23 protein-coding genes are annotated in these 26,161 nt (G+C 47.7%); 5 read left to right on the plus strand and 18 right to left on the minus strand.

Annotated features, from left to right (window positions below; translation table 11 throughout):
- Nucleotides 1–2: 2 nt before the first annotated feature.
- The 3 genes from ACQY6Y_RS08325 to ACQY6Y_RS08335 are packed head-to-tail and all read right to left on the minus strand — an operon-like array spanning nucleotide 3 to nucleotide 4,589.
- Entirely contained in the window at nucleotides 3–1,022 is a 1,020-nt protein-coding gene (locus ACQY6Y_RS08325; RefSeq protein WP_428379875.1) for an ABC transporter substrate-binding protein, read from the minus strand.
- 7 nt (nucleotides 1,023–1,029) lie between these two features.
- On the minus strand, nucleotides 1,030–2,772 hold the full coding sequence (locus tag ACQY6Y_RS08330) for a [FeFe] hydrogenase, group A (RefSeq protein ID WP_428379876.1): 1,743 nt from the start codon (nucleotides 2,770–2,772) through the stop codon (nucleotides 1,030–1,032).
- The gene (locus ACQY6Y_RS08335; RefSeq protein ID WP_428379877.1) at nucleotides 2,766–4,589 is read right to left on the minus strand and encodes an NAD(P)-binding protein; all 1,824 of its coding nucleotides are present in this window, start codon (nucleotides 4,587–4,589) and stop codon (nucleotides 2,766–2,768) included. Before ACQY6Y_RS08335 ends, ACQY6Y_RS08330 begins: the two co-directional genes overlap by 7 nt.
- 137 nt (nucleotides 4,590–4,726) lie before the next feature.
- On the opposite strand from ACQY6Y_RS08335, the gene ACQY6Y_RS08340 reads away from it, so the two are divergent.
- Nucleotides 4,727–5,608 (plus strand): aldose 1-epimerase family protein, encoded by an 882-nt coding sequence (locus tag ACQY6Y_RS08340; protein WP_428379878.1) that lies wholly within the window; start codon nucleotides 4,727–4,729, stop codon nucleotides 5,606–5,608.
- A gap of 25 nt (nucleotides 5,609–5,633) precedes the next feature.
- On the opposite strand, the gene ACQY6Y_RS08345 is transcribed toward ACQY6Y_RS08340, so the two are convergent.
- The 7 genes from ACQY6Y_RS08345 to rnd all read right to left on the minus strand — a co-directional run bounded on the left by ACQY6Y_RS08345 (nucleotide 5,634) and on the right by rnd (nucleotide 11,558).
- A complete protein-coding gene (locus tag ACQY6Y_RS08345) occupies nucleotides 5,634–6,269 on the minus strand; it encodes an HAD family hydrolase (RefSeq protein ID WP_428379879.1) in 636 nt (211 codons plus the stop codon).
- 91 nt (nucleotides 6,270–6,360) lie between these two features.
- The gene (locus ACQY6Y_RS08350) at nucleotides 6,361–7,530 is read right to left on the minus strand and encodes an acetate/propionate family kinase (protein WP_428379880.1); all 1,170 of its coding nucleotides are present in this window, start codon (nucleotides 7,528–7,530) and stop codon (nucleotides 6,361–6,363) included.
- 94 nt (nucleotides 7,531–7,624) lie between these two features.
- Entirely contained in the window at nucleotides 7,625–7,963 is a 339-nt protein-coding gene (locus ACQY6Y_RS08355; RefSeq protein WP_428379881.1) for a histidine triad nucleotide-binding protein, read from the minus strand.
- A gap of 42 nt (nucleotides 7,964–8,005) precedes the next feature.
- The gene (xseB, locus tag ACQY6Y_RS08360; RefSeq protein WP_428379882.1) at nucleotides 8,006–8,275 is read right to left on the minus strand and encodes an exodeoxyribonuclease VII small subunit; all 270 of its coding nucleotides are present in this window, start codon (nucleotides 8,273–8,275) and stop codon (nucleotides 8,006–8,008) included.
- Nucleotides 8,268–9,632, minus strand: coding sequence for an exodeoxyribonuclease VII large subunit (gene xseA / locus ACQY6Y_RS08365; RefSeq protein WP_428379883.1), 1,365 nt, complete (start codon nucleotides 9,630–9,632; stop codon nucleotides 8,268–8,270). The genes xseB and xseA overlap by 8 nt, the downstream gene beginning before the upstream one ends.
- On the minus strand, nucleotides 9,625–10,323 hold the full coding sequence (locus tag ACQY6Y_RS08370) for a zinc metallopeptidase (protein ID WP_428379884.1): 699 nt from the start codon (nucleotides 10,321–10,323) through the stop codon (nucleotides 9,625–9,627). Before ACQY6Y_RS08370 ends, xseA begins: the two co-directional genes overlap by 8 nt.
- 104 nt (nucleotides 10,324–10,427) lie before the next feature.
- On the minus strand, nucleotides 10,428–11,558 hold the full coding sequence (rnd, locus tag ACQY6Y_RS08375) for a ribonuclease D (RefSeq protein ID WP_428379885.1): 1,131 nt from the start codon (nucleotides 11,556–11,558) through the stop codon (nucleotides 10,428–10,430).
- A gap of 182 nt (nucleotides 11,559–11,740) precedes the next feature.
- Here rnd and ACQY6Y_RS08380 point away from each other — a divergent pair, with 182 nt between their 5' ends.
- Nucleotides 11,741–12,718, plus strand: coding sequence for a diacylglycerol/lipid kinase family protein (locus ACQY6Y_RS08380; protein ID WP_428379886.1), 978 nt, complete (start codon nucleotides 11,741–11,743; stop codon nucleotides 12,716–12,718).
- 14 nt (nucleotides 12,719–12,732) lie between these two features.
- Here the strand turns inward: ACQY6Y_RS08380 and ACQY6Y_RS08385 are convergent, their stop codons facing one another.
- Nucleotides 12,733–13,782, minus strand: a complete 1,050-nt coding sequence (locus ACQY6Y_RS08385) for a Gfo/Idh/MocA family protein (RefSeq protein WP_428379887.1) — start codon at nucleotides 13,780–13,782, stop codon at nucleotides 12,733–12,735.
- A gap of 234 nt (nucleotides 13,783–14,016) precedes the next feature.
- Between ACQY6Y_RS08385 and ACQY6Y_RS08390 the strand changes: the two genes are divergently transcribed.
- Nucleotides 14,017–17,331, plus strand: coding sequence for an ATP-binding cassette domain-containing protein (locus ACQY6Y_RS08390; protein WP_428379888.1), 3,315 nt, complete (start codon nucleotides 14,017–14,019; stop codon nucleotides 17,329–17,331).
- A gap of 2 nt (nucleotides 17,332–17,333) precedes the next feature.
- Here ACQY6Y_RS08390 and ACQY6Y_RS08395 read toward each other — a convergent pair whose 3' ends face one another.
- On the minus strand, nucleotides 17,334–17,918 hold the full coding sequence (locus ACQY6Y_RS08395) for a DJ-1 family glyoxalase III (protein ID WP_428379889.1): 585 nt from the start codon (nucleotides 17,916–17,918) through the stop codon (nucleotides 17,334–17,336).
- 383 nt (nucleotides 17,919–18,301) lie between these two features.
- On the opposite strand from ACQY6Y_RS08395, the gene ACQY6Y_RS08400 reads away from it, so the two are divergent.
- Nucleotides 18,302–19,579, plus strand: coding sequence for an esterase family protein (locus ACQY6Y_RS08400; RefSeq protein WP_428379890.1), 1,278 nt, complete (start codon nucleotides 18,302–18,304; stop codon nucleotides 19,577–19,579).
- Nucleotides 19,580–19,684: 105 nt separating this feature from the next.
- On the opposite strand, the gene nudC is transcribed toward ACQY6Y_RS08400, so the two are convergent.
- Nucleotides 19,685–20,536 carry an NAD(+) diphosphatase gene (gene nudC / locus ACQY6Y_RS08405; RefSeq protein WP_428379891.1) on the minus strand — a complete coding sequence of 284 codons (852 nt, stop codon included), beginning with the start codon at nucleotides 20,534–20,536 and terminating at the stop codon, nucleotides 19,685–19,687.
- 85 nt (nucleotides 20,537–20,621) lie between these two features.
- Between nudC and ACQY6Y_RS08410 the strand changes: the two genes are divergently transcribed.
- Entirely contained in the window at nucleotides 20,622–20,930 is a 309-nt protein-coding gene (locus tag ACQY6Y_RS08410; protein ID WP_428379892.1) for an MGMT family protein, read from the plus strand.
- A 13-nt stretch (nucleotides 20,931–20,943) separates the two neighbouring features.
- On the opposite strand, the gene ACQY6Y_RS08415 is transcribed toward ACQY6Y_RS08410, so the two are convergent.
- The 5 genes from ACQY6Y_RS08415 to ACQY6Y_RS08435 form a co-directional block, all read right to left on the minus strand.
- A complete protein-coding gene (locus ACQY6Y_RS08415) occupies nucleotides 20,944–21,552 on the minus strand; it encodes a DUF5684 domain-containing protein (RefSeq protein WP_428379893.1) in 609 nt (202 codons plus the stop codon).
- A 118-nt stretch (nucleotides 21,553–21,670) separates the two neighbouring features.
- Complete coding sequence (locus ACQY6Y_RS08420) at nucleotides 21,671–22,279, minus strand: histidine phosphatase family protein (RefSeq protein WP_428379894.1); 609 nt, start codon at nucleotides 22,277–22,279, stop codon at nucleotides 21,671–21,673.
- Between the two features lie 101 nt (nucleotides 22,280–22,380).
- On the minus strand, nucleotides 22,381–22,884 hold the full coding sequence (locus tag ACQY6Y_RS08425) for a SixA phosphatase family protein (RefSeq protein WP_428379895.1): 504 nt from the start codon (nucleotides 22,882–22,884) through the stop codon (nucleotides 22,381–22,383).
- A gap of 262 nt (nucleotides 22,885–23,146) precedes the next feature.
- The gene (locus ACQY6Y_RS08430; protein ID WP_428379896.1) at nucleotides 23,147–23,920 is read right to left on the minus strand and encodes a TIGR00730 family Rossman fold protein; all 774 of its coding nucleotides are present in this window, start codon (nucleotides 23,918–23,920) and stop codon (nucleotides 23,147–23,149) included.
- Between the two features lie 27 nt (nucleotides 23,921–23,947).
- On the minus strand, nucleotides 23,948–26,107 hold the full coding sequence (locus ACQY6Y_RS08435) for an ATP-dependent helicase (RefSeq protein WP_428379897.1): 2,160 nt from the start codon (nucleotides 26,105–26,107) through the stop codon (nucleotides 23,948–23,950).
- Nucleotides 26,108–26,161 lie beyond the last annotated feature (54 nt).

Consider the following 26,161-nt stretch of genomic DNA (forward strand, 5'->3'; position numbering starts at 1 on the left):
ACTTACCCGAGCCAGTAGAAATCATCTCCAGGAAGAGCACCACCAACAGAAGTTGGATCGGCATCATAGAGAACTTTCAGATAACCAGAAAGAGCATCTTGCATCTCAGAACCCGTGATGCAAACAAGGCTGCATCCAGGAATTGCCTCAGCTGCGACATCTGCATTATCAATAATGCCACGCTTGACAACGAGCTCAGCTGCAACAGAAGGATCACTGTTGACCGTCTTTACAGATTCAGACTGTCCATCAAGGAATTCCTGGACGGCTTCTGGATGATCCTTAAGAAAATCATTGCGCACAACGGTGACACCGGTTACCAAACGGCCGCCGTCACCCGCATAAGTGTCCCACACGTCATTGAGATCGATCACAGCCTGAAGATCCTTAACACGTGACTGTGCAACAGTTGCGTAGGGCTGAGGAAGCACTGCGATGGCATTTGGATCAGCAGCTAGTGCAGAAACTACTTCGGTTGCCTCGCTCTTGTACTCAATTGTTACCTGATCTTTAATATCGGCCTTGCTGAGCAAGAAGTTCATGACATACTCAGGAGTTTGCCCCCTACCGGTCATATAGATAGTTTTACCTGCTAAATCATCAAAGGTCTTAATCGAATCATCAGCAGTTACTACATAGAGAACACCGAGCGTATTGATGTCGATAACACTTACCCCACCATCGGTCTTATTGTAAACCGTAGCAGCAACGTTGGCAGGTACAAGTGCAATATCCAGATCGCCGTTAATCAAAGACGGAACGATCTCGTCAGCAGCACCAGAAACGGTAAATTCATACGTATTGTTTGTCTCATGTGCATCGGCTTTTTCCATAAAGGAGACCATGCCAATAGTGGTCGGTCCAGAAAGCGATCCCACGCGCACGGTTACAGGATCAGCAGACGCTGATTGTGTAGAGGTGTCTTCCGTAGAATTTGTTTGACCAGAACAACCAAATAGCGCCAAAACACAACTCAGCGCACAGATGAGCGCTGTTATCGAAAGAAATCTTCTTCTTTTCATAAGAAGCCTACCTCCTTAGCTCGCCCGGCATAGACCAAGCATGGTGATTGGTGTGGAGCAGCTCTTCAGCTCGTGCGGAAAGTGGCTCCTCTAAGAATTCACGATAACACGTAACAATGCTTGGATTCTCGTAAGAGTTGCGCCATTGGCTTACTTTATCCAACCCATACAGTTCTTGTCCGCGCGAACCGGCAAGTTCATCACCATCATGGATGGGCTGACCGCCGCCGCCAACACAACCACCGGGGCAGGCCATTACTTCAACAAAATCATAATGCACGGTACCTGCAAGTATTGCATCACAAAGCTTGCCTGCATTTGCCAAGCCGCTCACCACGGCAACACGCACATTCGTTCCATCTAAATCAAAAGTTGCTTCTTTCCAACCATCTAACCCTCGTACTGCCTGGAACATATCATCAACAGGCGTTTTTCCTGTAACAAGGTGGTAGGCAGTGCGTAAAGCTGCCTCCATAACACCACCGGTTGCTCCGAAAATTGCACCGGCACCCGTTCCAGTTCCCAAAGGATCATCAAAAGGAGCGTCTTCGAGGTTGGCAACATCAAGATGGTCGGCACGAATGAGACGTTCAACCTCTCGAACAGTAAGCACCACGTCCACGTCGGGATCGCCGCAGGCATCATTCATATTGGGATATGCACACTCAGCCTTCTTGGCTACGCACGGCATAATGGATACTGAGAAAATCTTATGTGGATCAAGACCGAGATAATCGGCGTAATACGTTTTGAGAATGGCGCCGAACATCTGCTGGGGTGACTTAGAAGTCGAAAGATCATCCACAAGCTCAGGATAATGTGCTTTTACATAACGCACCCATCCCGGGCAACAAGAGGTAAACATGGGATGTCCCCCATGTTGAGATATATCAAGGTGCTCTAAGAGTTCGCTTCCCTCCTCCATAATAGTGAGGTCAGCGGAAAAATCAGTATTTACAACGTAGTCTACGCCCAGCATACGCAATGCACGTATCAGCTTACCCAACGAGGCCTGATCCTTGGGAATACCTAGCCCCTCTCCCCAAGACGTGCGTACTGAAGGTGCTATTTGAGCAACCACCGTTACAGAAGGATCTGCCAACGCATCAAGCACGCGCTCTGTATCGTCACGCTCGCGAAGCGCTCCTGTTGGGCAATGTGTGATGCACTGTCCGCAAAGCGTGCAATCCACTTCGAAAAAATCAAGACCGCCGCGTACATTGACCACGGTATGTGTTGCTCTACTGGTGACATCCCACACGTGAGAGTCTTGCACTTTGTCACAAACTTGAATGCAGCGATGACAGGCAATGCACTTCGAATTCGTACGGATGAGTGGCTGAGATCGATCCCAGGGGGTATGCACAAGGTGCTTGTTGCCATAATCCAGGTAATAAATACCAAGATCGTTTGCAAGGCTTTGCAGCGTACAATTGCCTGAACGAACACAACTTGTGCATTCGGAATCATGCGTTGAGAGCAGAAGCTCTACGTTTAGCTTGCGAGCCTCGCGCACCTTACGTGAATTGGTATGTACTACCATTCCGTCTAATACGTAGTTATTGCAAGCAGCTACAAGCTGTTCGATGCCTTCGATTTCTACCACGCAAACACGACATGAGCCGATCTCGTTAAGCTCTCGCAAATAGCATAGTGTTGGAATATTAATGCCCACAGAGCGTGCCGCGTCCAAAATAGTTGTATGGTCTGCAACCTCGGCGGTACGACCATCAATCGTAAGCTTTACCATTGCATAATCCTTCCGCCACGGAATGCGCCAAATCCGAAATGATCACACCTCAAGCATCTTGAAGCCTCTTGAAGTGCTTCCTCTTTGGTAAGACCGTTTTCGACCAGTTCCCAATCATTCTTACGATCGGAAGCTTCACGCGTCGTCATTTCACAACGAGCACATGCAAGCTTGCCCTTGAACTGGACGGGTGGAAGTTCAACGCTCAATTTATCAATCTTGTGATCAAACCCGAGATAGTGGTCAATATTTGCCGCTGCAACTTTACCTGCATTAATCGCACGAATGACCGTAGCGGGACCGGACTGACAATCTCCGCCGGCAAAAAGACCGTCAAAACCAGGTACGGAACCATCCTCTTCTGCCACAATCTTGCCACGAGAGCAGGGCACACCAGCGGCTGCAAAGTCTTCAGACTCAATAGCTTGTCCAATAGCAACAACTACGCGGTCGCAAGGAATAACCTCTTCGGGTGCATCCGCAGCACGAGGAGCTGGACGCCCACCACGAGGACCACCGATTATCTGAGGCTGTACACGAAGACCGGTTACATAGCCATCAGGTGCTTCGATAGCGAGCGGTGCATGAAGCTCAAGCAACTCGCACCCCTCTGCTTCTGCACCTGCAATTTCTTCATCCTGCGCGGTCATATCGGCTACACGACGACGATACACAATAGTGACCTTTTGAGCACCACAGCGAACTGCGGAACGAGCCACATCCATAGCAACATTGCCGCCGCCAACAACACAAACACGCTCATGACTAAAGTCTGGAATGATTCCGTCACCAATGGTGCGAAGCATCTCCACAGCAGACAGAACGCCAACAGCGTCCTCCCCTTCCATTCCGAGCTTCCTATCAGCATGAGCACCAATAGCAAGATAAACAGCATCGTATTCCGAGCGAAGTTTCTCTAAATCAGTAACACGGACATCACAGTGCGCTTCGATACCACAATCCAAAATCCACTGGATCTCAGAATCAAGCCGTTCACGAGGCAAACGATAGCTTGGAATGCCGTAGCGCAACATACCGCCCAGCTTATGGCGAGCTTCGAGAATAGTGACTTCATGACCCATAATAGCCAGATAGTAGGCACATGAAAGACCAGCCGGACCACCGCCAACAACTGCAATACGCTTATGCGTGGGCTCTGCTTTGTGGGGACGATAGTTGGATTCCATATGATCGACGGCCCAACGCTTAAGCCCTCGAATATTCATCGGGTCATCCACCATGCCACGGCGGCAGTGCATCTCACACGGATGCTCACACACATACCCGCAGACCAGCGGCAATGGATTGTCTTTGCGGATAAGGCGCACTGCATCAGTATTGCGACCGGCCTCTACGAGCGAAATATAGCCAGGGATATCCACGCCAGCAGGACAGCCTGAAACACAAGGTACAAGCTGGCTTTGCTCAAAGCCACATGCATGGTGCTTAATGTGATAGACAAAGTCATCACGGAAGCCCTTGATAGCATGAAGCGCCATTTCTCCTGCTTCATAACCAATAGCACAGTCACTGGAAAGATAAATGGTACGCGCAGTTCGCTCGATAAGATCGAGGGTATAGTCATTCGCGGTACCATCCAGTACGCTTTCCATAAGCTCTTTGAGTACGGTAAGACCGATGCGGCACGGTGTGCACTTTCCACAGCTTTGAGTTGCACACATCTGCACAAAGGCCATCGTAAACTCAACCGGACATGGAGCTAAGGAACTTACAGCTAAGCGCCGTTCAATGGCCTTATGGAGATCATCCATGACCACCTGGGCATCGCTACGCTCCATTACGTGTAGTCTTGCCATTAAGATCCTCTCCTTTTTATGTGTCCTCCTACAGGCACATTGAAGAGAGTCTATTTCAGATGAAGGCTCGAATGAAGCGTTTGTCTGTAAACGTGGTGCAGTATAAGAGCAGCGGTTGTATGCGGAGGAAGCAATATATGATTACTCACATTAGCAATGGGACTATCTCTGCTTCTATTGACTCGTTTGGAGCACAGCTCACGAGCCTGAGCGCTCACAATAAAGAGTATTTATGGCAGGGCAATCCACAATGGTGGTCTGGTCAGGCGCCTATTTTGTTTCCTATTGTCGGAACACTTCGTAATGACCAGGCACATTCTGCTGCTGGCGAAGTAAAGTTGGGCCGTCATGGCTTGGCTCGTCGTTTTGAACACACCCTTCTCTCTTCGGATGAAACATCAGCTCAATATGAGCTTCGTTCTACGGAAGAGACACGCAAGCAATTTCCCTACGATTTTGTCCTGCGTATGAGCTATAGCCTCATCGGTCCAACCACGCTTGAACAGCGCTATGAAGTAGAAAATACGGGCACCGTTGAGTTGCCTTACACAGTTGGTGCTCATCCGGCCTTTAATGCTCCACTCGATGAAGAAGAAACCTTTGAAGATTATGAACTGAAATTTGCCCGTGCGTGGTCCTATGCATCCCCTTCACTTGATCATGAAAGCGGACTCTTAGATTTCGATCACACCTGGGAAGTCCTCAAGAATGCTGATAGCTTCTCATTAACTCATGATCCATTCCGTGAGCATGACACCATCGTATTTCAGGACGTACCTGATAACGTGGTAACACTTCAAAGCAAAAAGACCTCTCATGGTGTGCGTGTTTCATTCAAAGGTTTCAACTATTTAGGTGTTTGGTCAGAGATGCACGATGCTCCCTTTGTTGCAATTGAACCATGGATGGGCTGTGCAACTGCTCTCGACGAAGACGATATGTTTGAACATAAACGTGGCATGGAACTTCTCGCACCAGGAGTCACCGCGCGTCACGCCTTCACTATCGAGCTGCTCTAACTATTTCTTGCTTGACCCCGCTGTTTTATGCATCGTTAAGGAGCTGCAAGAGTTCCAGCGGAGAAGAAAGTCGCACGCGGCAAGGCACCTGCTCTGTAACAGGGTCTTGCCGCCAACAGGCAAGAGCAAAATCTGCGCCAGCAGCCTTGGCACATAAACCATCTGCAACAGAATCCCCTACGTAGAGCGCCTGATTGGGTGCGATATGTAATCTATCAAGACAGGCAAGTAAGGGGTCGGGATCTGGCTTATGTCGTTCAGTATCATCTGCTGTAATAATTTCACGCATGTGCTGTTTTATGGCAAACCGAGCAAAACCACGGTTCATTTCATCGCTTGTTTCAGAAGTCACAGCACCCATTACAACCCTGTGCTGGGCAAGTATATCAAGCAGCTCTTCTATCCCCTCAAAGGGGCCAACCTCATCGCCCCACAGCTCATATTCATGATCAAGCCACAGGTCAACTGTTTCCTCATTACTTGGAAGGCCAACCGCTGCTAACGCCTGTGGAGCCGGCAAGGAGAGTCCCAGTTCCATTTCCTGAGGCGTAAGACGGTAACCTCGTATATCTACGGCAACCATCTGCAAGGCATCATGAATAGCTTGCGTAGAATCAACCAGTGTTCCATCGATATCAAAGATAACGGCTGTATAGCGCATAGCTTTCTCCTTTGAAGCTGAGAGGACCTACAGATAAGGGCGACAACCAAGACGGTTGCCGCCCTTATCACTCATTCTATGCCTTGCCTACTTAGCCGAGCAGGTCGACAACATCCAAAGCAATCATGTATTCCTCATTTGTAGGTACTACCATCACAGTAATTGAAGAATCAGGCGTAGAAATCACACGCGGCTCGTCAGAACGGATCTCGTTCTTTGCAGGGTCAATCTTGACACCCATCCAGGCGAGACGATCTGCGACACCAGCACGCATCTCAGGAGAGTTTTCGCCAATACCAGCTGTAAAGGCCATGGTGTCGACACCCTCCATAGAAGATGCCATCTCTGCAAAGAGTTGAGCTGTGCGGTAATAGAACATGTCGAGCGCCATCTGGCAGTTTGCATCCCCGTTGTGAGCTCCTTCTTCAATATCACGCGAATCAGAAGAAACGGCGGACACAGCAAGCAGACCAGACTGCTTATTCATCATCGTGTCGATATCATCGATAGAATAGCCACCAACACGATTGAGATAGAACACCGTTGCGGGATCAAGTGTGCCGCAGCGAGTACCCATGATAAGACCATCGAGCGGAGTAAGACCCATAGTGGTATCCATGCACTTGCCATCTTCAATTGCGCAAAGGCTTGCGCCGGAACCCAAGTGGCAGCTTACAAGCTTATGCGTTTTGTCGCCCATAAGCTCATGAACGGTACGCCAAATGAAGCGATGAGACGTACCGTGAGCGCCGTATTTACGAATGTGGTAGGTATCAACCACATCGCGAGGAAGAGCATAGCGCCAAGCACGCTCAGGCATGTTGTAGTGGAAAGCGGTGTCCGGAACAATTACATTGCCAATCTCAGGGAACATTTCACGGCAAATCTCGATAACATCTGCCTCTGCATAATTGTGAAGTGGGGCCAGCGGCGCAACTTCACGAACCCATGCAAGTGTCTCATCGGTAACAACCGCAGACTCGGGGAAATACCAACCACCCTGAACAACTCGGTGGCCAATGCCTCCTATGGGCTTATTTATGTCTTTCAAAATATCAAAAACATAGGTAATAGCCGTCTTATGGTCAGGTAGGGCAACCTCGAGCTTCTGCTTCTCTCCACCAAGCTCCTCATGACCAATGAAAGACCCCTCAATGCCAATACGCTCACAGTTGCCTTTGGCGTAGACCTCTTTAGTATCCACATCAAGCAACTGATATTTCAGGCTTGAGCTACCAGCATTGATAACAAGGACGTTCATGGGACTCCTTCCGAATTGATATAGTCTCTGGGCACATCTGCCCTTGGAAATAATACGACCTCACGGGTCTTTGTGGAGACCTAAACAAAGAGTTTTATAACAGTCCCTCGCCCATCTCGATGCCGCCGAGGACATGCATATGGAGATGCATCACTGTTTGGCCTGCATCAGCGCCGGTATTCATAATGACGCGAAAACCAGTTTTATCAATGCCTTCGCGGCGAGCAACCTCACCAACAAGCTCCGTCATTGCGGCGAGCGTCTGAGCATCTACATTGTCCAAAATGTTGTCATGATGTGCTTTTGGAACAATCAAAACATGCACTGGAGCCTGCGGATTGGCATCCCTAAAGGCCGCAGCAAGATCATTTTCACAGACCATATCGGTAGGAATTTCTCCTGAGGCAAGTTTGCAGAAAATACAATCAGACATACTATCTCCTTCCTGCCTCATCCGAGGCATAGTCTTACGCACTTACTCATCAACAAAAGCTGTTGAAGGCGCAGCAGTCGTGTCGGGCGCTTCGGCTTGCGTAGCATCAAGAAGAACTTGTACTTTTTGTTCTGCAGAGGCAAGGCGCTCTCGTAAGTCTCGAAGCAGTTCCACCCCACGGGTATATCGAGAAAGAGCATCCTCAAGTTCCAGATCGCCCGCTTCCAGAGAACGAACAATCTGCTCAAGCTCGACAGAAGCTTCTTTAAATGTGAGCTCTTCAACAGGTCTAGGCTCGGCGTTTTCAGCCATTACCTCTCCTTTCCTTATGCATATTGGTATGAGCAACATCAGTTACACATGTCTCAACTGAACCAGATCCAAGCATGACCGACAGGTTATCTCCTATCTTCACCTGCTCAGTATCAGATATGACATGGCCAGCTTCATCACGAACAATGGTATATCCACGCTGAAGTACCGCAAGTGGCGAAAGCGCTAAAAGGGTTCTTGCATCGCGCTCAATCGTATTGCGATGTGGTTGTACAACATATGCCGAAGAGGTGTAGAGTCTTCCCGCAAGACGTTCTACACGTTCAGAAATACGTTCAACCTGCCGCGGCAATGCATCCATAAGACGCTGCTCAGTAAGGAGTAATGACTGCTCTTGCGTCTCTACAATGCTTGCCGGATTAGAAAGGCATCGGCGTTGTGCCAATGCATTAAGTGCAGCGCGTTCAGATTCAATGCGACGCTTGGCAGCTAAGCCCAAACGGTGCGAAAGATCCGAAAACGCTCGATTCTCTCTTTCAAGCCTTGCAAAAAACGCTCGCGCCAAACGCTCTTGCCGCTCATTTGTTTGTGAGACTATCTCATCGATTGCAGGGGCAACACTTTCTGCTGCTGCCGTAGGAGTTGAACAACGCCTATCGGCAACCATGTCACAGATTGAAGTATCAGGTTCGTGCCCAATTCCAGTGACTACCGGTACAGGACATGCTGCAACAGCACGTGCAAGTGTCTCATCATTGAAGGTCATAAGATCCTCAAATGAGCCACCGCCACGCACCAACAAAATACAATCAGGCTGAGAAGCAGCAGCAACTGAAAGAGCGCGCAAAATAGTTTGCACAGCTCCATCACCTTGGACTGCACAACCAACCTCGTCAAGCTCTACCAGCGGGTTTCTTCTTGCTAAGGTGCGACGAACATCGTCTATAACCTCACCAGAGAGCGATGTTACAACCGCAACTCGTGTGCAAAAGCGTGGAATTGGACGCTTGTGAGCGGGATCCATTAAGCCTTCGCGTTCCAAGCGTCGTGCTAACTCAGCAACCTTTTGGCGCAAAATACCTTCGCCTGCAGCAGCAAGTGCCTTTGCTTTAAAACTCAACCGCCCCGTGCGTTCATAGATATCGAATGAGCCAGTAAGCTGGACCATCAAACCATCGCGCAACTGAACACCCGAAGCAGCATATATGCCGCGCCATACAATACAGTCCATTGCCGCAGCATCATCTTTAATTTGAAAATAGCAATGACCAGAACGTGCATTTGGGCCGCGGAAGCCACTCACCTCTCCTGTAACCACCATTGTTGGCAGAGAGCTGACGGCACCGGCGGCAAAACGCACCGCTTCGCTGACACTTAGTGGTGAAGTATTAGTCATTCCTACTCCGTGAAAGCAGATAGAGCAACTGCAAGACAGAAACAAGTGCAGCAGCAACATACGTAAGTGCGGCAGCAATCAAGACGCTACGAGCGCCTTCCTCAGCAGTTCTATCAAAGCCGCATCTATTAGAAATGTAGGCTACAGCGCGTCTGGATGCATCAATTTCCACCGGCAGGGTTACCAGCTGGAAAAGGACCGTGCAGGCGTACAAAATAATTGCAAATGTAGTGAGGCCAGCAACATTAAGAATAATTCCCGCAAAGAAAACGAGAATCCACATGCTGGATGCCGCATTAACAACTGGAACAAGAGCGCTGCGCATACGCATAGGCACATAACCTGTAGCTCGTTGTAGAGCATGGCCAGCCTCATGACAGGCAACCGCCACCGATGCCACGGAGCCACCCGTGAGGTTTTCACGCGAGAGATGCAAGTTGTTGTCGCGAGGATCATAGTGGTCGGTAAGTTCTCCCGCCACAGGCACAATGCCAACATTAGTAACCCCTTGTGCATGCAACATATCGGTTGCTACCTGTGCGCCCGTCTCCCCCATCTGCGCGGGGACCTTAGACCAACGAGCATACGTCCTTTTGATATAGGCCTGAGCACCTAATCCAATAGCTGTGCAGATGATAATAAGCAGTAGATAACCGGTGTTAAATCCACCATATGGATACCCATAAAACATTACAAATCTCCTCCTCACCATGCCTGTTTTGCCGTTGGAGAGTGACAGGCTTGGTTGGCACTTTTATACCCAACAGGCAGCATTGTGACAACACAATCTGGTGGCTAAAGTATCTCCACGCGCCCTTCCTTAACAGTCAAACCTACCTGACCGTCAAGCAAGCGCTTCAATAAGTCACCCACCAGCTCAGAGCGCCAGGATTGTGAGAGTCGAGAAGAAGCAGGATCAAGTGCAAACTCATGAAGATCATCCCGCGTCGCAATAAGCTGTGTTGCAACCCCAGAGCGTTCTGAGACAAGCCGCACCAGTGCATACATGAGATCCATTACGCTTTCAAGATCCGCTGAAGGACGCGGACGCCTTTCCTGTCGCGGCGTTTTTTCAATAGGACAGGCGCGACCTCGACGCACAGCTTCCACGACAGTTTGAGCATCACGCTCTGAGAGATGATCCATTCCTCGAATTTTGAGAAGACGATCAACAGACACTGGCGAAAGTTTGCAGATTTCAACAATAACTTCGTCAGACAACACCCATTTACGCGGAATATCGCGATTTTCTGCACACAGATCTCGCCAAGCACAAACTTCTCGAGCAACCGACAGCTGGCGACGAGTCAGTGATCCAGATCGTTTGAGCTTGAGGTATGCCTTGCGTGGATCATGACGATAACGAGCAGGATCTGCCAGATCCTCCATCTCAGGTAACACCCAACCTAAGCGATTGAGACGAACGAGTTCATCGGTCATCTGCTGATAAATGCTGGGTAAATAACGAACGTCATCTTCTGCATATTCAAGCTGTTCTTCATCAAGAGGTCGATGCGACCAGTCGGTCAGAGAGGCAGCTTTTGGTAGATGCACGCCGGTATACGCCTCCACCAGCGCTCCATAGCCCATCTGCATGCGATGTCCTAAAAATGCAGCTGCAAGCTGTGTGTCAAAAACAGGATGGACATGGCAACCCAGCGCATGATCGATAACTTCCAGATCCTGCGAACAAGCATGAAAGACCTTTGTGACATCTGGGTTGACAAGCAAATCCACCAGACAAGAAAGGTCTTCAAGAGCCAAAGGATCAATTGCCGCACAACCTCCCTCATAGCCCACTTGTATAAGGCAGAGCTTGGGATGATAGGTGCGTTCACGCAAAAATTCAGTATCAATTGCAACCACACGAGCAGAGGCTGCCTTTTCAATAAATGTCTGCAACTGATTTGAATCGGTTATGTACACGTGCAGTCCTTAAATGGTCCGGTTTCAGTTTCGAGCAAAAACCGCTACTATACAAAGTCATTCCATTGCACACTCCGCTCTCAAAGATGGCATAGTGTATGAATCGACCTCATGCGGTTCCGTTCGTATCATATGCCATAACAACATTTTTTGCGGGTGATCAGAAAACGGAAGGGCGTGAAGTGAGGGCACTAATCATTCATAACCAGATGTCAGGCTTTGGTTCTGACGCCATTTATGAATTTCAACGAGCATTGCTTCATGCAGGAGATGAGGCAACGTTTCGTGTTCCCAGCCGTGACTTTTTGCCTGAAGATGTTGTTTCTGATGTAGACAATTACGATTTAGTTGTACTTTCTGGCGGGGATGGCACAATGGCATCGCTTCTCTATGCCTTGCGCAACCGTTCCATTCCTACCTGCATTTTTCCTTCAGGAACTTCCAACCTCACCTTTATCAATCTCGGTAATGCACCTGAACCTGCTTCAATCGCAAGGGCTTGTCGAAAATGCCGCACCATCCAAACCGATCTCGGTGAGATGAGTTGGATCGCTCCAGATGGCACCAAGCGTACAAAGGGGTTCTGCATGATGTCAGGCACTGGCTATGATGCCGATCTCATGCGAACGGCTGCAATAAATAAACAGAGTTTAGGTGAGGCAGCCTACTTTGCCGCCGCCCTTTCTAATCTCAATCCAACGGTTACGCACTTCACTATTACCGTTGATGGGATCGTACATGAGCGTGTTGGCATTGCTTGTATCGTGGCAAATAACGCCATGATTCAAAATGAAATAGAGATCATTCCTAACAACTCAATGACCGATGGTCTTCTCGATGTCATAGTCTTAGAGGTTTCACAACCTGTTGAATTGCTTCAGACAGGCGCAGCTGTGCTTTTTGATAAAGCTGGAACCAAGCGTGCACGCCCTCACATCGAAAGCTTTAGAGGACGATCGATCGATGTGTTGTCCTCCGATCCCATTCCTCTGCAGATTGATGGCGATCCAATGGAAGATGCTGTCACAGCTTATCATGCAGAGGTTTTACCTGGCGTAAATCACATCATTGTTGATGGACTTAGTCGCTATCGCGGGGAAGCAACTGAACCTGATCAGAGCTTCCCCGATGCATCTGTTATGCCCTTCCCTGCACTTTAGAACACAGAGAGTCCTTACGCGAAAATAACACCGATTTGCTCACGAATCTGATCCATCACTCGGAGAGATTCGAGGGTTACGCGCTCGGATTCTTCAATGGACATAATCTCTGCGTCCTGTCCACGCAAACCAGCCACAAAATCTTTGAGCTCGCAGGCGATGTTATTTGGTGCATCTTCAACATCTAAGGGATGCTCTACACCTTCACCCATTCCCCAGGCACCAGTAATGGGCTTTGGAATGACAAGAGAAACTGCACGAGGATCCGATTCGGTTGTAATGAGAATGGTGCCCTTTTCTCCTTCAATTTGAGAAGGAATATGATTATCAGAGGTTTTACCCCAAGAAAGATTTACAACCTTGTCTTTGTAGCCTAATAAGGCCTGTCCAGAAACATCAATTTGATGGTATGGCAGCGCTGTATCAATGCCAGGAACATCCACAAGCACGCCTGTTGCCTGCACTGTATCAGGCGCGCCAAAAAGGCCAATAGCAAACTCTACCGTATAGATACCAATATCCAACAGTGATCCACCAGCACGGCGAGGATCAAAACATGAAGGTGTCTGCCCGGACTGCAAAAGCTCCCAACGACCGGAGAACTTTGAAAAACGGATGGTTGCTGAACGAGTGGTGCCAATAGATTTCATGGTATCTCTTACAACACCAAAACCTGGATCATGGATGGAGCGCAACCCCTCCATAATCTGTACGCCCGATTCATGTGCAACTTGAAAAACCTCAAGGCCCTCTTTATATGTTGGGCAGAAGGGCTTCTCAAGTAATACATGCTTACCTGCACGTAAAAGACGAAGAGCTTGCTCATAATGAAGTGTATTAGGGCTTGCTATATAAACAGCATCTATCTCTTCACAAGCACCGAGTTTATCAAGGTCGTCAAAAAACAAATGGGCACCATGAGCCGAACCAAATTCCTGTGCCTTCTCAAGAGAGCGGGAATAGCAGCCAACGTAGGCAATGTCTTCAGGAAGCGTTGAGACCGCGTCAAGAAAAACTTCTGCAATGTGACTTGTGCCAATACTTGCAAAACGAATGGGTTCCATACCTCTCCAATCGTAAGGGTAGAAGCGCCCGATACAAACTTTGCATAACAGCAGTTCTTCATGCGTTAGTATGATTTTACTCTCTTGCAGATTGACCCTGTATTGTTTCTAGTTCTTTTTTAGGACAAGCGTATATCTATGTGTATTACCAAGTTCTCGCTTTTGAGGTAGAGTCCCGACAAGCACTATGCGCTACAGTGAGCGCAACGTTTATTACATTTTCGGGAGGCATACGTGATACAGATCTCAGGCATCTGTAAATCATATAAAACAGGTGATTTTGTTCAGCAGGCTCTTGATAATGTCTCTATTGCTTTTCGCGATAGCGAATTTGTTGCCGTCTTAGGTCCCTCAGGATCCGGCAAAACCACCTTTCTTAACATTCTGGGTGGTTTTGATCGGGCCGATAAAGGCACCATTATTGTTGATGGTATCTCCACTGAGAACTATCGCGATGCTGATTGGGATACGTATCGCAATCACCGTATTGGTTTTGTCTTCCAGAGCTATAACCTCATCCCCCATCAAACTGTCCTCGCTAATGTGGAACTCGCTCTTACGTTGTCAGGCGTTGGACGAGCAGAGCGCCGCGAGCGAGCTTTAGCAGCACTTGATCGCGTGGGACTTGCCGAACACGCCAACAAAAAGCCCAATCAGCTTTCCGGTGGCCAAATGCAGCGAGTGGCCATTGCTCGCGCTCTTGTTAACGATCCTGATGTAGTGCTCGCCGATGAACCAACAGGTGCGCTTGACACGGAAACTGGTGTGCAAGTGATGGACATCCTTGCAGAAGTTGCCCGTGATCGTCTGGTGATTATGGTCACCCACAATCCTCAACTTGCACATGACTATGCAACACGCATTGTCCAGCTTACCGATGGTCGCATCGTGGATGATTCGAATCCCTATATACCGGATGATTCAGATGCCGAGGGTAGCAATCACACACAAAGTGAAAATGACGAACTTGATGCACCTTCTGAAAAGAAGGAAAAGCAACAACGAGCTTCAATGAGTTTCTTGACCGCACTTGCCTTGTCTGCCAATAACTTACTCACCAAAAAAGGCCGCACCTTCATGACGGCATTTGCAGGATCTATTGGCATTATTGGTATTGCTGCTATTTTGGCATTGTCGACAGGTGTCAATAACTACATTGCCAAGGTGGAGGAAGACACCCTCTCAACCTACCCACTCTCCATTACGAAGCAAAGCTATGATTTCACAGGACTTCTCACCTCTGGAACTGAGGAAGCTGATACCGAGGCTTCTCAAAACCAATCCTCAACAACACAAGCAGTATCTTCCGATGATCAAAACATTCCCGGTGTAATGGTTCTTGGGGATATGTTTGCCAGCGTTCGCTCAAACGATCTCACGAGTTTCAAAAAGTTTCTTGATGAAGGCGGCTTAGCAGGTGACGTAAACGCCATTCAATATGACTATGGCATTACACCACTTGTTTATTCAGCTACCTCAGCAGAACCCGAACAGTTAAGTCCTGATGCTCTGAGTACAGCTATGAGCAGTGGCTCTTCATCAACTACGGTGGCGAGCTACGGTATGAGTTCCGGAGTGTTTAGTGAAATGCTCGATGATCAGGAACTTCTCAACGAACAATACGACGTCGTAGCAGGACGTTGGGCCGAAGGCACAAATGAAGCAGTTCTCGTTCTTGGTTCAAATGGCACACTCACAGACTACACACTTTACGGCCTTGGCATTCTTGATCCCACTGAGTTGGATAGCATGATGGACTCAATGATGAATGCCGAAGAAGTGCAAGTACCCGATCATGAAAATATTTCTCTGAGCTACGATGATGCTCTTAATCTGAGCTTTAAAGTCCTGAGCCCTGCCGACGTATGGCGAAAGAACACTGAAACAGGCGGCTGGACAGACATGTCAAACGACAGCGCCTACATGAGCCAGGCACTCGATAATGGTATTGACCTGCATATTGTTGGTATTGTCCAGCCTAAACCCACCGCAAATGCGACCGCCCTCTCGCAAGGCGTTGCTTATACTCCCGAGCTGACACAAGCACTTATAGATCGTGCGGCAAATTCTCAGATTGTTCAGGAACAACTTGCTCATCCTGATATCGATGTATTTACTGGTAAATCTTTTGAGCAACTGCGCGAAGAGGGTACCAGCGGCCTCGATTTATCCAGTATGTTTACCGTTGATGAACAGGCTCTTCAAAACGCTTTTTCATTTGATGCTTCCGCACTCGGAGACAGTCTCAATCTTTCGGGATTTGATTTCTCTGGTCTTAACCTGGGATCCATTGATATAGATCTTTCTGACATTAGCTCTCAAATTGATATGAGCAGTATTGCTGCTCATGCTCCGGTACCAGACTTCTCTGCCATTTTGGAAGGTTTGGCAACTGATTCCCCACTCACCCCAGAACAAACTGAAGAAGTCTCAGAAACAGCCGCTCAACTCGTTCAAGGTTTTCTTATTTGGACCAGCCGTCCAGAAAACGGTGGAGGGCTCGATCCTACCGATCCTAATTTTTCCTCTCAACTGGGAGCACAGCTTCAGGCATATCTCGCCACCGACGAGGCCCAACAGCTGCTTTCCAAGATTGCTGGCATTGCCGGGGATCCAGTAAGGGAACGCTTGGAACAAGAGCTCATGAGCTATGTTGAGCAGGACCTTGCACCATACTTTACGTCTGCCACCACACAGGTAGCAGAAAAACTCGGTAATGCTATCGCACAGCAGGTTGGTGAACAACTTCAAGCACAGCTCAGTAACGCTATGGGCCAATCTGCGCAGGCCTACGCAACACAGCTTGCCGCTGGAATGCAAAATGCTCTCACTATCGATGGAAATGCTTTTGCAAATGCAATTGGTTTCTCTATGACAGCTGATGATCTCTCTTCAATGCTTACCAGCTATGCCAATGCCAGTATGCTTACCTACGAAAACAATCTCTCGACACTGGGTTATGCCAATATCAACGACCCGGTTTCCATCCGTATTTACCCCATTAACTTTGAAGCAAAGGAGCGCGTGCTCACTGCCATAGATGCATATAACGATCGGATGGAAGCGGAAGGCAAACCCGATAGCACCATTACGTATACGGACTATATGGGTGTTCTTATGAGCAGCGTTACCGACATTGTCGACATGATCTCATTAGTGCTCATTGCCTTTGTAAGTATTTCTCTGGTTGTAAGTTCAATTATGATTGGCATTATCACGTATATATCAGTGCTCGAACGTCGAAAAGAAATTGGCATCCTGCGAGCCATGGGCGCATCAAAACGTAATGTCGCCAGCGTATTTAATGCAGAAACTTTTATTGAAGGACTTATTGCAGGTGTATTTGCAATAGCGGTGGTAGAACTAGTTTCTATTCCGGTTAATGCCTGGGTGTTACATGCCTTCGCCGTAGATTCAATTATGAGTCTCCCGGCTTCGGCAGCATTAAGCCTGATTTCTATTAGCGTCATCCTGACGGTAATAGCCGGCTTAATACCTGCCTCAGCCGCATCTCGTCGCGATCCAGTAGAAGCTTTAAGGAGTGAGTAGCCCTACCGCATATCAACAATTTTGGTACGAACATCTTGCACTGCATCATCATCGGCAAGCACAGAGATAATCGTCAAAGCAAAATCGATAGCGGTTCCCATACCTTGGCTTGTTATGAAGGAGCCATCAACAACAACGGGTTTATCAGCAACTACATGAGCACCGTGCTCTCCCAAAACATGCTGGAAGCCCGGATTTGAAGTTGCCATACGTCCATCGAGCAAGCCAAGCTCAGCAAGAATAGAAGGTGCGGCACAAATAGCACCAATAAGCAAACCGCGTTGCGCAAAATCTTTCAGTGCTTCGCATAACGGCTCACAAGCTCGAAGGTTTGGGGTGCCAGGGATACCTCCTGGAAGAACAATCATGTTGTAGTCGTTAAAGGAGAAATCTGCATCATATATGCTTCGATGACAGGTCAGCTTCACATTATGAGAAGAAGTAATCGTGCAATCGGCTGCGATAGATACCATGTCACATGGAATATGTGCACGAAACAGAAGATCTACAACCGTAAGACCTTCTACTTCTTCCAAACCCTCTGCAAACATAACTGCAACACGAGGATGATCCTTTTCCTCAATCATGCTGAATTCCTTTCTCGCTAGACATACCGAGTAGAGCATCTATGCTCAATCATAGAGATAGTTGCTTTGATTAATTGCGAGTGTTTTGATGACTAAAGAGAAACTCACCTTGTCTGTGCCTCCTCATACTCATCATAGTAAATCGATTGATACCAGCATTACTATTGCGATAAGACATAAGAAATAAATGCCTGATAAATAGGGGTAATCTTTCAGTACTCAGGACATGAAGCAAGACTGCACACTTCAAAAAATGCCCCAATAAACGTTTCAATTTGCAGTCATTTTCTGACGTAAGAGCAGGTCATTGCTAGTATGGAAGGGTAACAGCCCCCGGGGGGAGGCTGTAGTTCCGGCAAACTCGCAGAGATTGGAACTCTTAGATGAAGAAGGATCAGATTCTGCAAAACAGCGTCAACCTCAAGAGGGAGATGCATGTAACAGTTCACGGTGAGGCCGGCTACCCCATCATTGTCTTCCCTTCTCAGAATGCCATGGCAAGCAACTGGGAAGATTTCGGCATGATTGATGTTCTAGCTGACTACCTGGAATCAAATCAAATTCAGCTCTTTTGCCTTGATTCCGTTGATGCTGAGACATGGTCTAACACCAACGGCAATAACGAGCAGCGCGCTGAAACGCAAGAAGCATACTATCGCTATGTTTGTGACGAAGTAGTACCACTCGTACACCAAACGAATGGCTCTCAACTTCGTCCGCTTCTCGCTGGCACAAGCCTTGGCGCAACACAAGCAGTCATTCTCATGCTGCGTCGCCCTGATTTATTCCAGGGTTGCATTGCCCTGTCGGGTACGTACGATTCAGCCGATTTCTTTGGCGACTGGATGAACGAGACACTCTATCTCAATGCTCCAACAACATTCTTGCCTAACATGGCTTCAGATCACCCCTATGTCGATCTTTATAACAAGCGCCAGATTATTCTTTGCGCAGGCCAAGGCGCTTGGGAAGATGAGTCGGTTCGTACACAAGGCCTTCTTGATGCCGCTTTCCGAGATAAGGGCATTGATGCCTGGTGTGATTACTGGGGCGACGACGTTTCACACGATTGGCCTTGGTGGCATAAACAGATTCGTTATTTCCTCCCACTTGTCCTCGATAAGGTCCCCGCAGAAAGTGCTGAGCAGACCCCTGCAACAAAGGAAGAGATTCCTGTAAGCACAGAGCCTGCAAAAGCAGCACAAAAGGCGGCAGCCAAAGCAGCAGCCGTTATGGCAACTCCAGCACCTGCACCTGCAACAAAGCCCGTTACAAAACCCGCCGCTAAGAAGACCAGCAAGAAAGCAACCAGCGCTTCTTCTACGCAAAAATCGAGCACCACTAAAGCAGCAACAGTAAAAACGACAACAAGCAAAACTGGTGCCGCTAAGAAGACAACAGCAAGCACATCCAAAACAACTGCTGCAAAATCCTCGTCTACTAAAAAGACAATCCCTGCAAAAAAGTCGGTCACTACAAAAACTGCAACCACCTCTAAAGCAAAATCAGCTGCAAAGGTAAGTTCGAGCGTGGCTAAAACTACAGCAACCGAAAAGAAAACTACCAAGACCGCAGCAAAACCCGCAGGCACCGCTACAACAAAAGCCACCGCAGCAAAAAGAACGGCCACTAAGAAGAGCTCTGGTACTACTTCTAAATAACCATTTGAGCGTCGAACAAAAGCTCTAATCAAACAAATGCTCTAGTGCAAGATATTCTTACATGAGAAAGTCTTCACTAGAGCATTTTTCATACCTAAAACTATGCTATTGACGTGGTGTTTCTTTACCACAGCGGAATCGTTCAATCATGTCATAGGTGAGTGTACGCGTATTTGGAACAGGAGAAATCTCTGCTCTATCAACCCAACGAGCCACCGCAAGCTCATCAGTATCTATAGAACTAATCTCCAAATCTCCAGTTACATCGGCATAATATCCCAGGAGCAAATCACCATCCATCCCCCATGGCTGGCTTCCTGCATATCGAATATTCTTAACCTCCAGACCGACTTCCTCCATGACTTCACGGCGCACTGCATCTTCTGGCGTCTCACCTATCTCAATAAAACCGGCCAATAACGCCACATCTTTATAATCACGACCAGCATATCGACTCATAACAATGCGATCATGTCCATCAGTAAGCCCCACAATAACAGCCGGAGAAATCCTTGGGAAACTGAGGAACCCGCATTCAGGACACTCCATTGCTCGCTCCGGAGCAAAAAGTCTCATGGGGTGACCACATTTCCCGCAAAAGCGATTCGAGTTGTACCAACCCCAGAGATGTAATCCGGTAATGCCAGCAAAACATTCCCACATCGGATGAGCATCGCGAAATGCAGCAACCGATATCCATTCAAAAGGATCGCATGGCATTGGCGGTTCTGTTGCATACCAGAGATAGTACGTCTGATCATCCACGGTAAAAAGACGAACAAGACTTTGAGGATCAGCCATTGCCATATCTTTCACCTGCGGATAAGTAATTCTATTATCTGCAGATAGAGAGGCCAATACTTCTCTTCCCTTGAAAGCTAAAACAAAATCTTCCTCTCCGGGAGCATCATGGAGATACTCATGAGAATAGCGATGCGGCTGAATATCTTGAATCATTACATTCCCCTCACACAACACCTGGCTCAGCAAGCAGAGTACACTCAATACGAAAACCGTAACAACTCTAACGAATCGAGCTGGCATGGGAAGCTTCAATGAGCGAGTTTATGAGGTTGTCAAACAAATACCGCGAGGAAAAGTGGCCACCTATGGGCAAATTGCGCGACTTATTAATGCTCCCCGTTGTGCACGCTTTGTTGGATTCGCACTGCATTCAAATCCTGAGCCAGGCATTATCCCCTGCCATCGGGTAGTTTTCAAAGACGGTTCAACAGCCCCGGGCTTTGCCTTTGGTGGGCCGGATGAACAAAGGCGCCTTCTAGAATCAGAAGGGGTTATCTTTACCGATGAAGGTAAAGTAGAGATGAAAACCTGTGCTTGGGAACTATAGGAAGTCTCTCAAGTTACTTCTCAGCATCCTGGGTTTCTGCATCATTGTCCACGTGGTGTTCTTCAGATTTTTGAGGCGTCTTTGAGTCATCGTCAGAATCAGGCGATGCCTCAGTTTCATCATTTTCTGCGCTTTCAGCAAAATACGTTGTGATTTCAGGTCCTAAATACTCAGTCTTATCGAGACCAAGAATAAAGAGAAATACCGAGGGGAGCAGCCCAATCCCCACGCCAAATCCAGGACCACTTCCAAACGACCGCGATACCGCAAGCCCAATTAGGACGCCCACGAGAGCTTGTGCTACAAAGAAAAGCACCGTCAGCGGTAACTTGAGCGCTCCAAATTCAAACACCAGAGCGGTCAAAAAACAGAGCGCCTGTAAAGCAAGCTGAACCCAGAAAAGAAGACTCTTTCCACAGGTGAGACGAGTAAGCATCCAAATGTTGTAGAAAGGTACAAGTCCACGCCACCGCTCAATTCCGCACTTTCCGAAGAGGCTCCAGAGACCAAAGAACGGTAATGCTATTGCGGCAAGACAAAATACAAATCCGCCAATAATAAGAAACAAGCCCAGTGACGCATCAAAAGGACCACCAAATAGATATGTCAGCTTTGACCACATAATTGAGCCCCCTATGCCACATAATTATGAGGTGCACAGCATGAATGCAATACCATGCAGTATCGCATGGAAATCCTGTCTCTGTGAATAATCTCCGCGAGGGGTCAATTATTGTTTGTTAGATATGATCAGGTGCTGGTCCAAGCGAGGAAAAATCAGGCTCAATAAGCCCCTGACAAGAAAAAATGCCCTCATCATAATCGTATACATAGATACCGCAGTTTGGAGCGCGCTTGTCAATCTGAACCGGACTGTGATCAGCCTGTAAATTGCAGAAGAGCGTACAAACATCTCCACTTGATACCGCAAGCACATTGCTATGAGCAGGGCGTTCCATAATATCCTGAAGCGTTGCAATTACTCTCGCCTCAAGTTCTTCTTGTGTCTCCCCGCCAAAAGCACCAAAGAAATCCCCATAAGGAAATTGAACAGGAAAATTCACGCCACTTGTGCCTTCGAAAGCCCCAAAGTTCCATTCACGCAAACCAGCAAGCTGATCGTGCGGAAGCACCTCTCCTACCGCAAGCTCGCACGTTTCACTTGCTCGACGAAGGTCTGAGGAATATACATGATCAAGAGGAATCTGTTCTTCAACGAAATACTGCCCGGCAATCCGAGCTTGAGCTCTACCACGCTGAGTAAGCGAGGAATCACACCAACCCTGAAAAAGATAGCGCAGATTAAACTGTGTTTCAGCATGACGCATAAGGTACAGTCTCTTTGTCACAGCAATAACCCTCTTCATCAAATACTTCCAGCAGATATGAAGTGAAAAATCGTTCCTCTTCACCTTAGCAAAGCTATCTTATATAAGCACAAGGCTTCGAACTAGCACGCCTCAGCAAGAGGTCCCTGAACAAAGGTGATAAGTTTTCCCACGGGGCGACGGGCATCTGCGATAACTCGGCGAGCTTCATCGGGTATCTCAATGGCACACACTGCACCGGGATAAAAATGGAACTTTTCACCGCAGAGCCGTTCGCAAACGCGCTCGAGTGATGGAATATGTCCCACCACAATAGTGCACTCATTATCTGTCTGGGAAAGTGAGCGTAGAAGCTCATCTATATTCTGCTCATAGAGCGGGCGATTGAGATTAGAAAGATTGCATCCTGTTGCAGACATAACGAGATGACCAGTTTCCCTTGCACGCTGCGCAGGACTAATCCAAGCCTCTGTACGATCAGGAACACGCAGTGTTGAAAATGTCTGAGAAAAAGACTCCCGCAGTGCTTCACGGCCATCATTGGTGAGCATACGAAATTCATCAGTTACCTCTTCGGTTGCAGGTTCTGCCATGCCATGGCGAACAAGAACTACAAGAAGCGACATGAATCCTACTCCTCACATATCCACTAAGCATGTGCATAGGCACCAGAAAAATTGGCAATGCGCATGTAAACCTCTGGCAAACCAGTGACAGAATACCATGGCAAAGATTTCGGCACACGGTGTTTAATCACTGATAGACGGTATTTTCATAGATATAAACGGATGGTGCGTCTACTCCTACATCTTTTTGCCACATTATGACAAAAAGAGAACAGACAGCTTACAGTCCATGTTCGTAAACAACGTGCAAAGCGAACAAAATTTACAGCTGATCGCTGAGCGCGCTCGTTGCAACAGAAAACGCTTCTTCAACATCATCAGTAATACAAACGAGGTCTTTATCAAGATCAGAAATCATACCCTCTGAAAGTAATGTTCCTTCGATCCAGTTGAAAAGACCTTGCCAGTACGCTGTTCCTACAAGCGCAACAGGCGTGCGCGTAATTTTATGCGTCTGTACCAGAGTAAGTAATTCGAACAGCTCATCAAGGGTTCCAAAACCTCCTGGAAAAACGATAGCGCCGCTGGAATATTTCACAAACATAGTCTTACGAACAAAGAAATACCGGAATGACATGCCGAGGTTAACCCATTTATTAAGACCTTGTTCATGAGGCAACTCAATACCCAGACCAATGGATGCTCCTCCGCCCTCAGATGCACCACGATTTGCTGCCTCCATAATGCCTGGTCCGCCACCCGTGATCGTTGCAATTCCATGTTGCGCAAGAAGATTTCCCACCTTGCGAGCTGCTTGATACATCGGATCGCTACGATCAGTCCGGGCAGAGCCAAAGACAACAACAGCCGGCCCAACTTCAGCTAAAGCACCAAAACCATCAACAAATTCAGCTTGAATACGAAGAACGCGCCATGGATCCATATGGAGCCAGTCGTTTGAGCTTTCTGATGCAAGGAGATTGCCTGTGGTAGTATCCGTAGGAATCATGGGACCGCGCATGATAACGGGACCTCGATAATAGGTGCGCTCCGACATCTCCTGATCGCTATTCGATTGATCATTCTTCTCAGTCATATATATCTCCTCCTGAATAGCATTGTTTTATTTCTCAACAGGTTCCATGGCAACGCGAAAAGCAATATGACGTGTGGTTGCCATTTCATCGAATTTCACAACGTACGCATGCTGCCCTTCATCAACGGCAAGAATAGTTCCAAGACCAAATACTCGATGGGAAACGCGCTGCCCCTTCTGAAAAGCTGGACCGCGCTCGAGAGCTTCAAGAGCAGATTGACGTCCAACTATGAAGGCACGCGCTTCTTCAATTAATCCCGCCGTCGGCATTTCATCAAAATCGAGCAGGCTCTGATCTATATCGAGTAAAAACCGTGAAGGATAGCGTGGCGATCCATCAAATGAACGTCCAGATGCCTCAGAGAGAAAAAGTCGCTTTTGAGCACGGGTAATACCAACAAATGCAAGCCTGCGTTCCTCCTCCATTGCAGAAAGCGTAGAAGTTCGCTTTGTTGGGAAAGCGCCTTCATTGAGACCGCAAAGAAACACATAGGGAAACTCAAGCCCTTTAGCAGCATGAACGGTCATAAAACGGACGCGATCTCCACTATCGGCGGTATCAGCATTAGAAAGCAGAGCAATATGAGACAGGTACCTATCCAAGGTAGCCTCTTCACCGCAGCTCGTTTCATACTCATAGATCGACTGGCGCAACTCTGCAAGATTATCGAGTCGCTCCTGACTACCCTCTGTACGAAGGGCCTTTTCGTATCCACTTTCATCCAAAAGCCCCGCTAAAAGCTCTGATATAGATAACGTTACTGCAGCCATAGCATATTTATCAATGAGGCCCACAAAGGCTCGCGCATCAGTGCTCTTAAAAAGAGGATCTTCCAGCGATAAACGCAATGCCTCTAAAAGTGAGCAGTCCTGCCCTTGTGCAAATTCTCTAAGAAAGTGCATGCGTTGCTCACCGATATTTCTTTTAGGAACGTTGGCAATGCGCATAAACGAGAGATCGTCCTGATACGCCACCATTCTGAGATACGCCAATGCATTGCGCACTTCAACACGTTCAAAAAATTGCGCTCCGCTATAGATACGATACGGAACATTTTTCTGGATAAACGCAGCTTCTATAGGTCGCGTTATGTAGTGAGCACGATAGAGCACACAAATATCTCGCCAAGGAACACCGGCAGCGTTGAGTTCGCAGCACTGGTTTGCAATCCACACCCCCTCTTGATTTGCATCTTTTGCATACTTCACAAGAGGACGTAATCCCTCATCACAAGCGGACTGCAGCTCTTTATCAATACGCATAGTATTTTTTGCAATGAGCGAGTTAGCCACAGACAGTATTTGAGGAGTAGAACGATAATTCTTATTAAGAAGAATGGTTGTAGTGCCTGGATGGCGAGCTGGAAAATCGAGCAGAAACTTTACATCGGCACCGCGCCAGGAATAAATGGTTTGATCGGGATCGCCAACCACAAACAGATTGTGATGTAGGCCGCTTAAGACATCCATCAATTCATATTGCAAAGCATCAATATCCTGAAACTCATCAATCATGATGTATTCGAGACGTTGCTGCCATTTTTTCTTAATTTCAGGCTCTCGTTCAAAAATAAAAAGCGTAAGTTTGATGAGGTCGTTGTAGTCCAATCCGAAGCACTTGCGCTCTTGGTACAAATATCCCCAAAAAATAATGTCCTCTGGATCAGACGCCTGTTCATAGCGGGCGCGAAGTTCTTCCAGAGATAGTTCTACAAAAACCCGATAGTAAGTTGGGTCGCGCAAAAGTTTACGAATTTCAATCATGTCACGCGCTTGAGAATACGTCATATCTCTGAGGGTTAATCCGCGCTCGGCGTACACAATACCCAACATAGCATCTACATCGGAATTGTCGAGCACTAAAAAACTCTTTGGATATGAGATGGCGTGAGAGTCTTCCTGCAGCACAGATACACAAAATCCGTGAAACGTATTTACATAGCCCGTATCGTTATCACCGATGAGGTTATGAATTCGCTGGCGCATTTCTGCTGCACTTTTATTGGTAAACGTGACACAAAGAATATTTCTGGGAAGGATACCGAGCTCATTTACAAGATAGGCAAAGCGATAAGAAAGACATCTCGTTTTACCGGAACCAGCACCAGCTACAACACGTACATAACCTTCAGTGGTGGTAACCGCACGTTTTTGCTCCTCGTTTAAACCTTCAAGAAGATCGCTCATACACCCTCCCTTCGCTCACTATAACTATAGCGAACGGAGAGAGGGTTAGGAACA

Source organism: Olsenella sp. Marseille-QA0557 (assembly GCF_965119725.1).
GTDB lineage: Bacteria > Actinomycetota > Coriobacteriia > Coriobacteriales > Atopobiaceae > Coprovicinus > Coprovicinus avistercoris.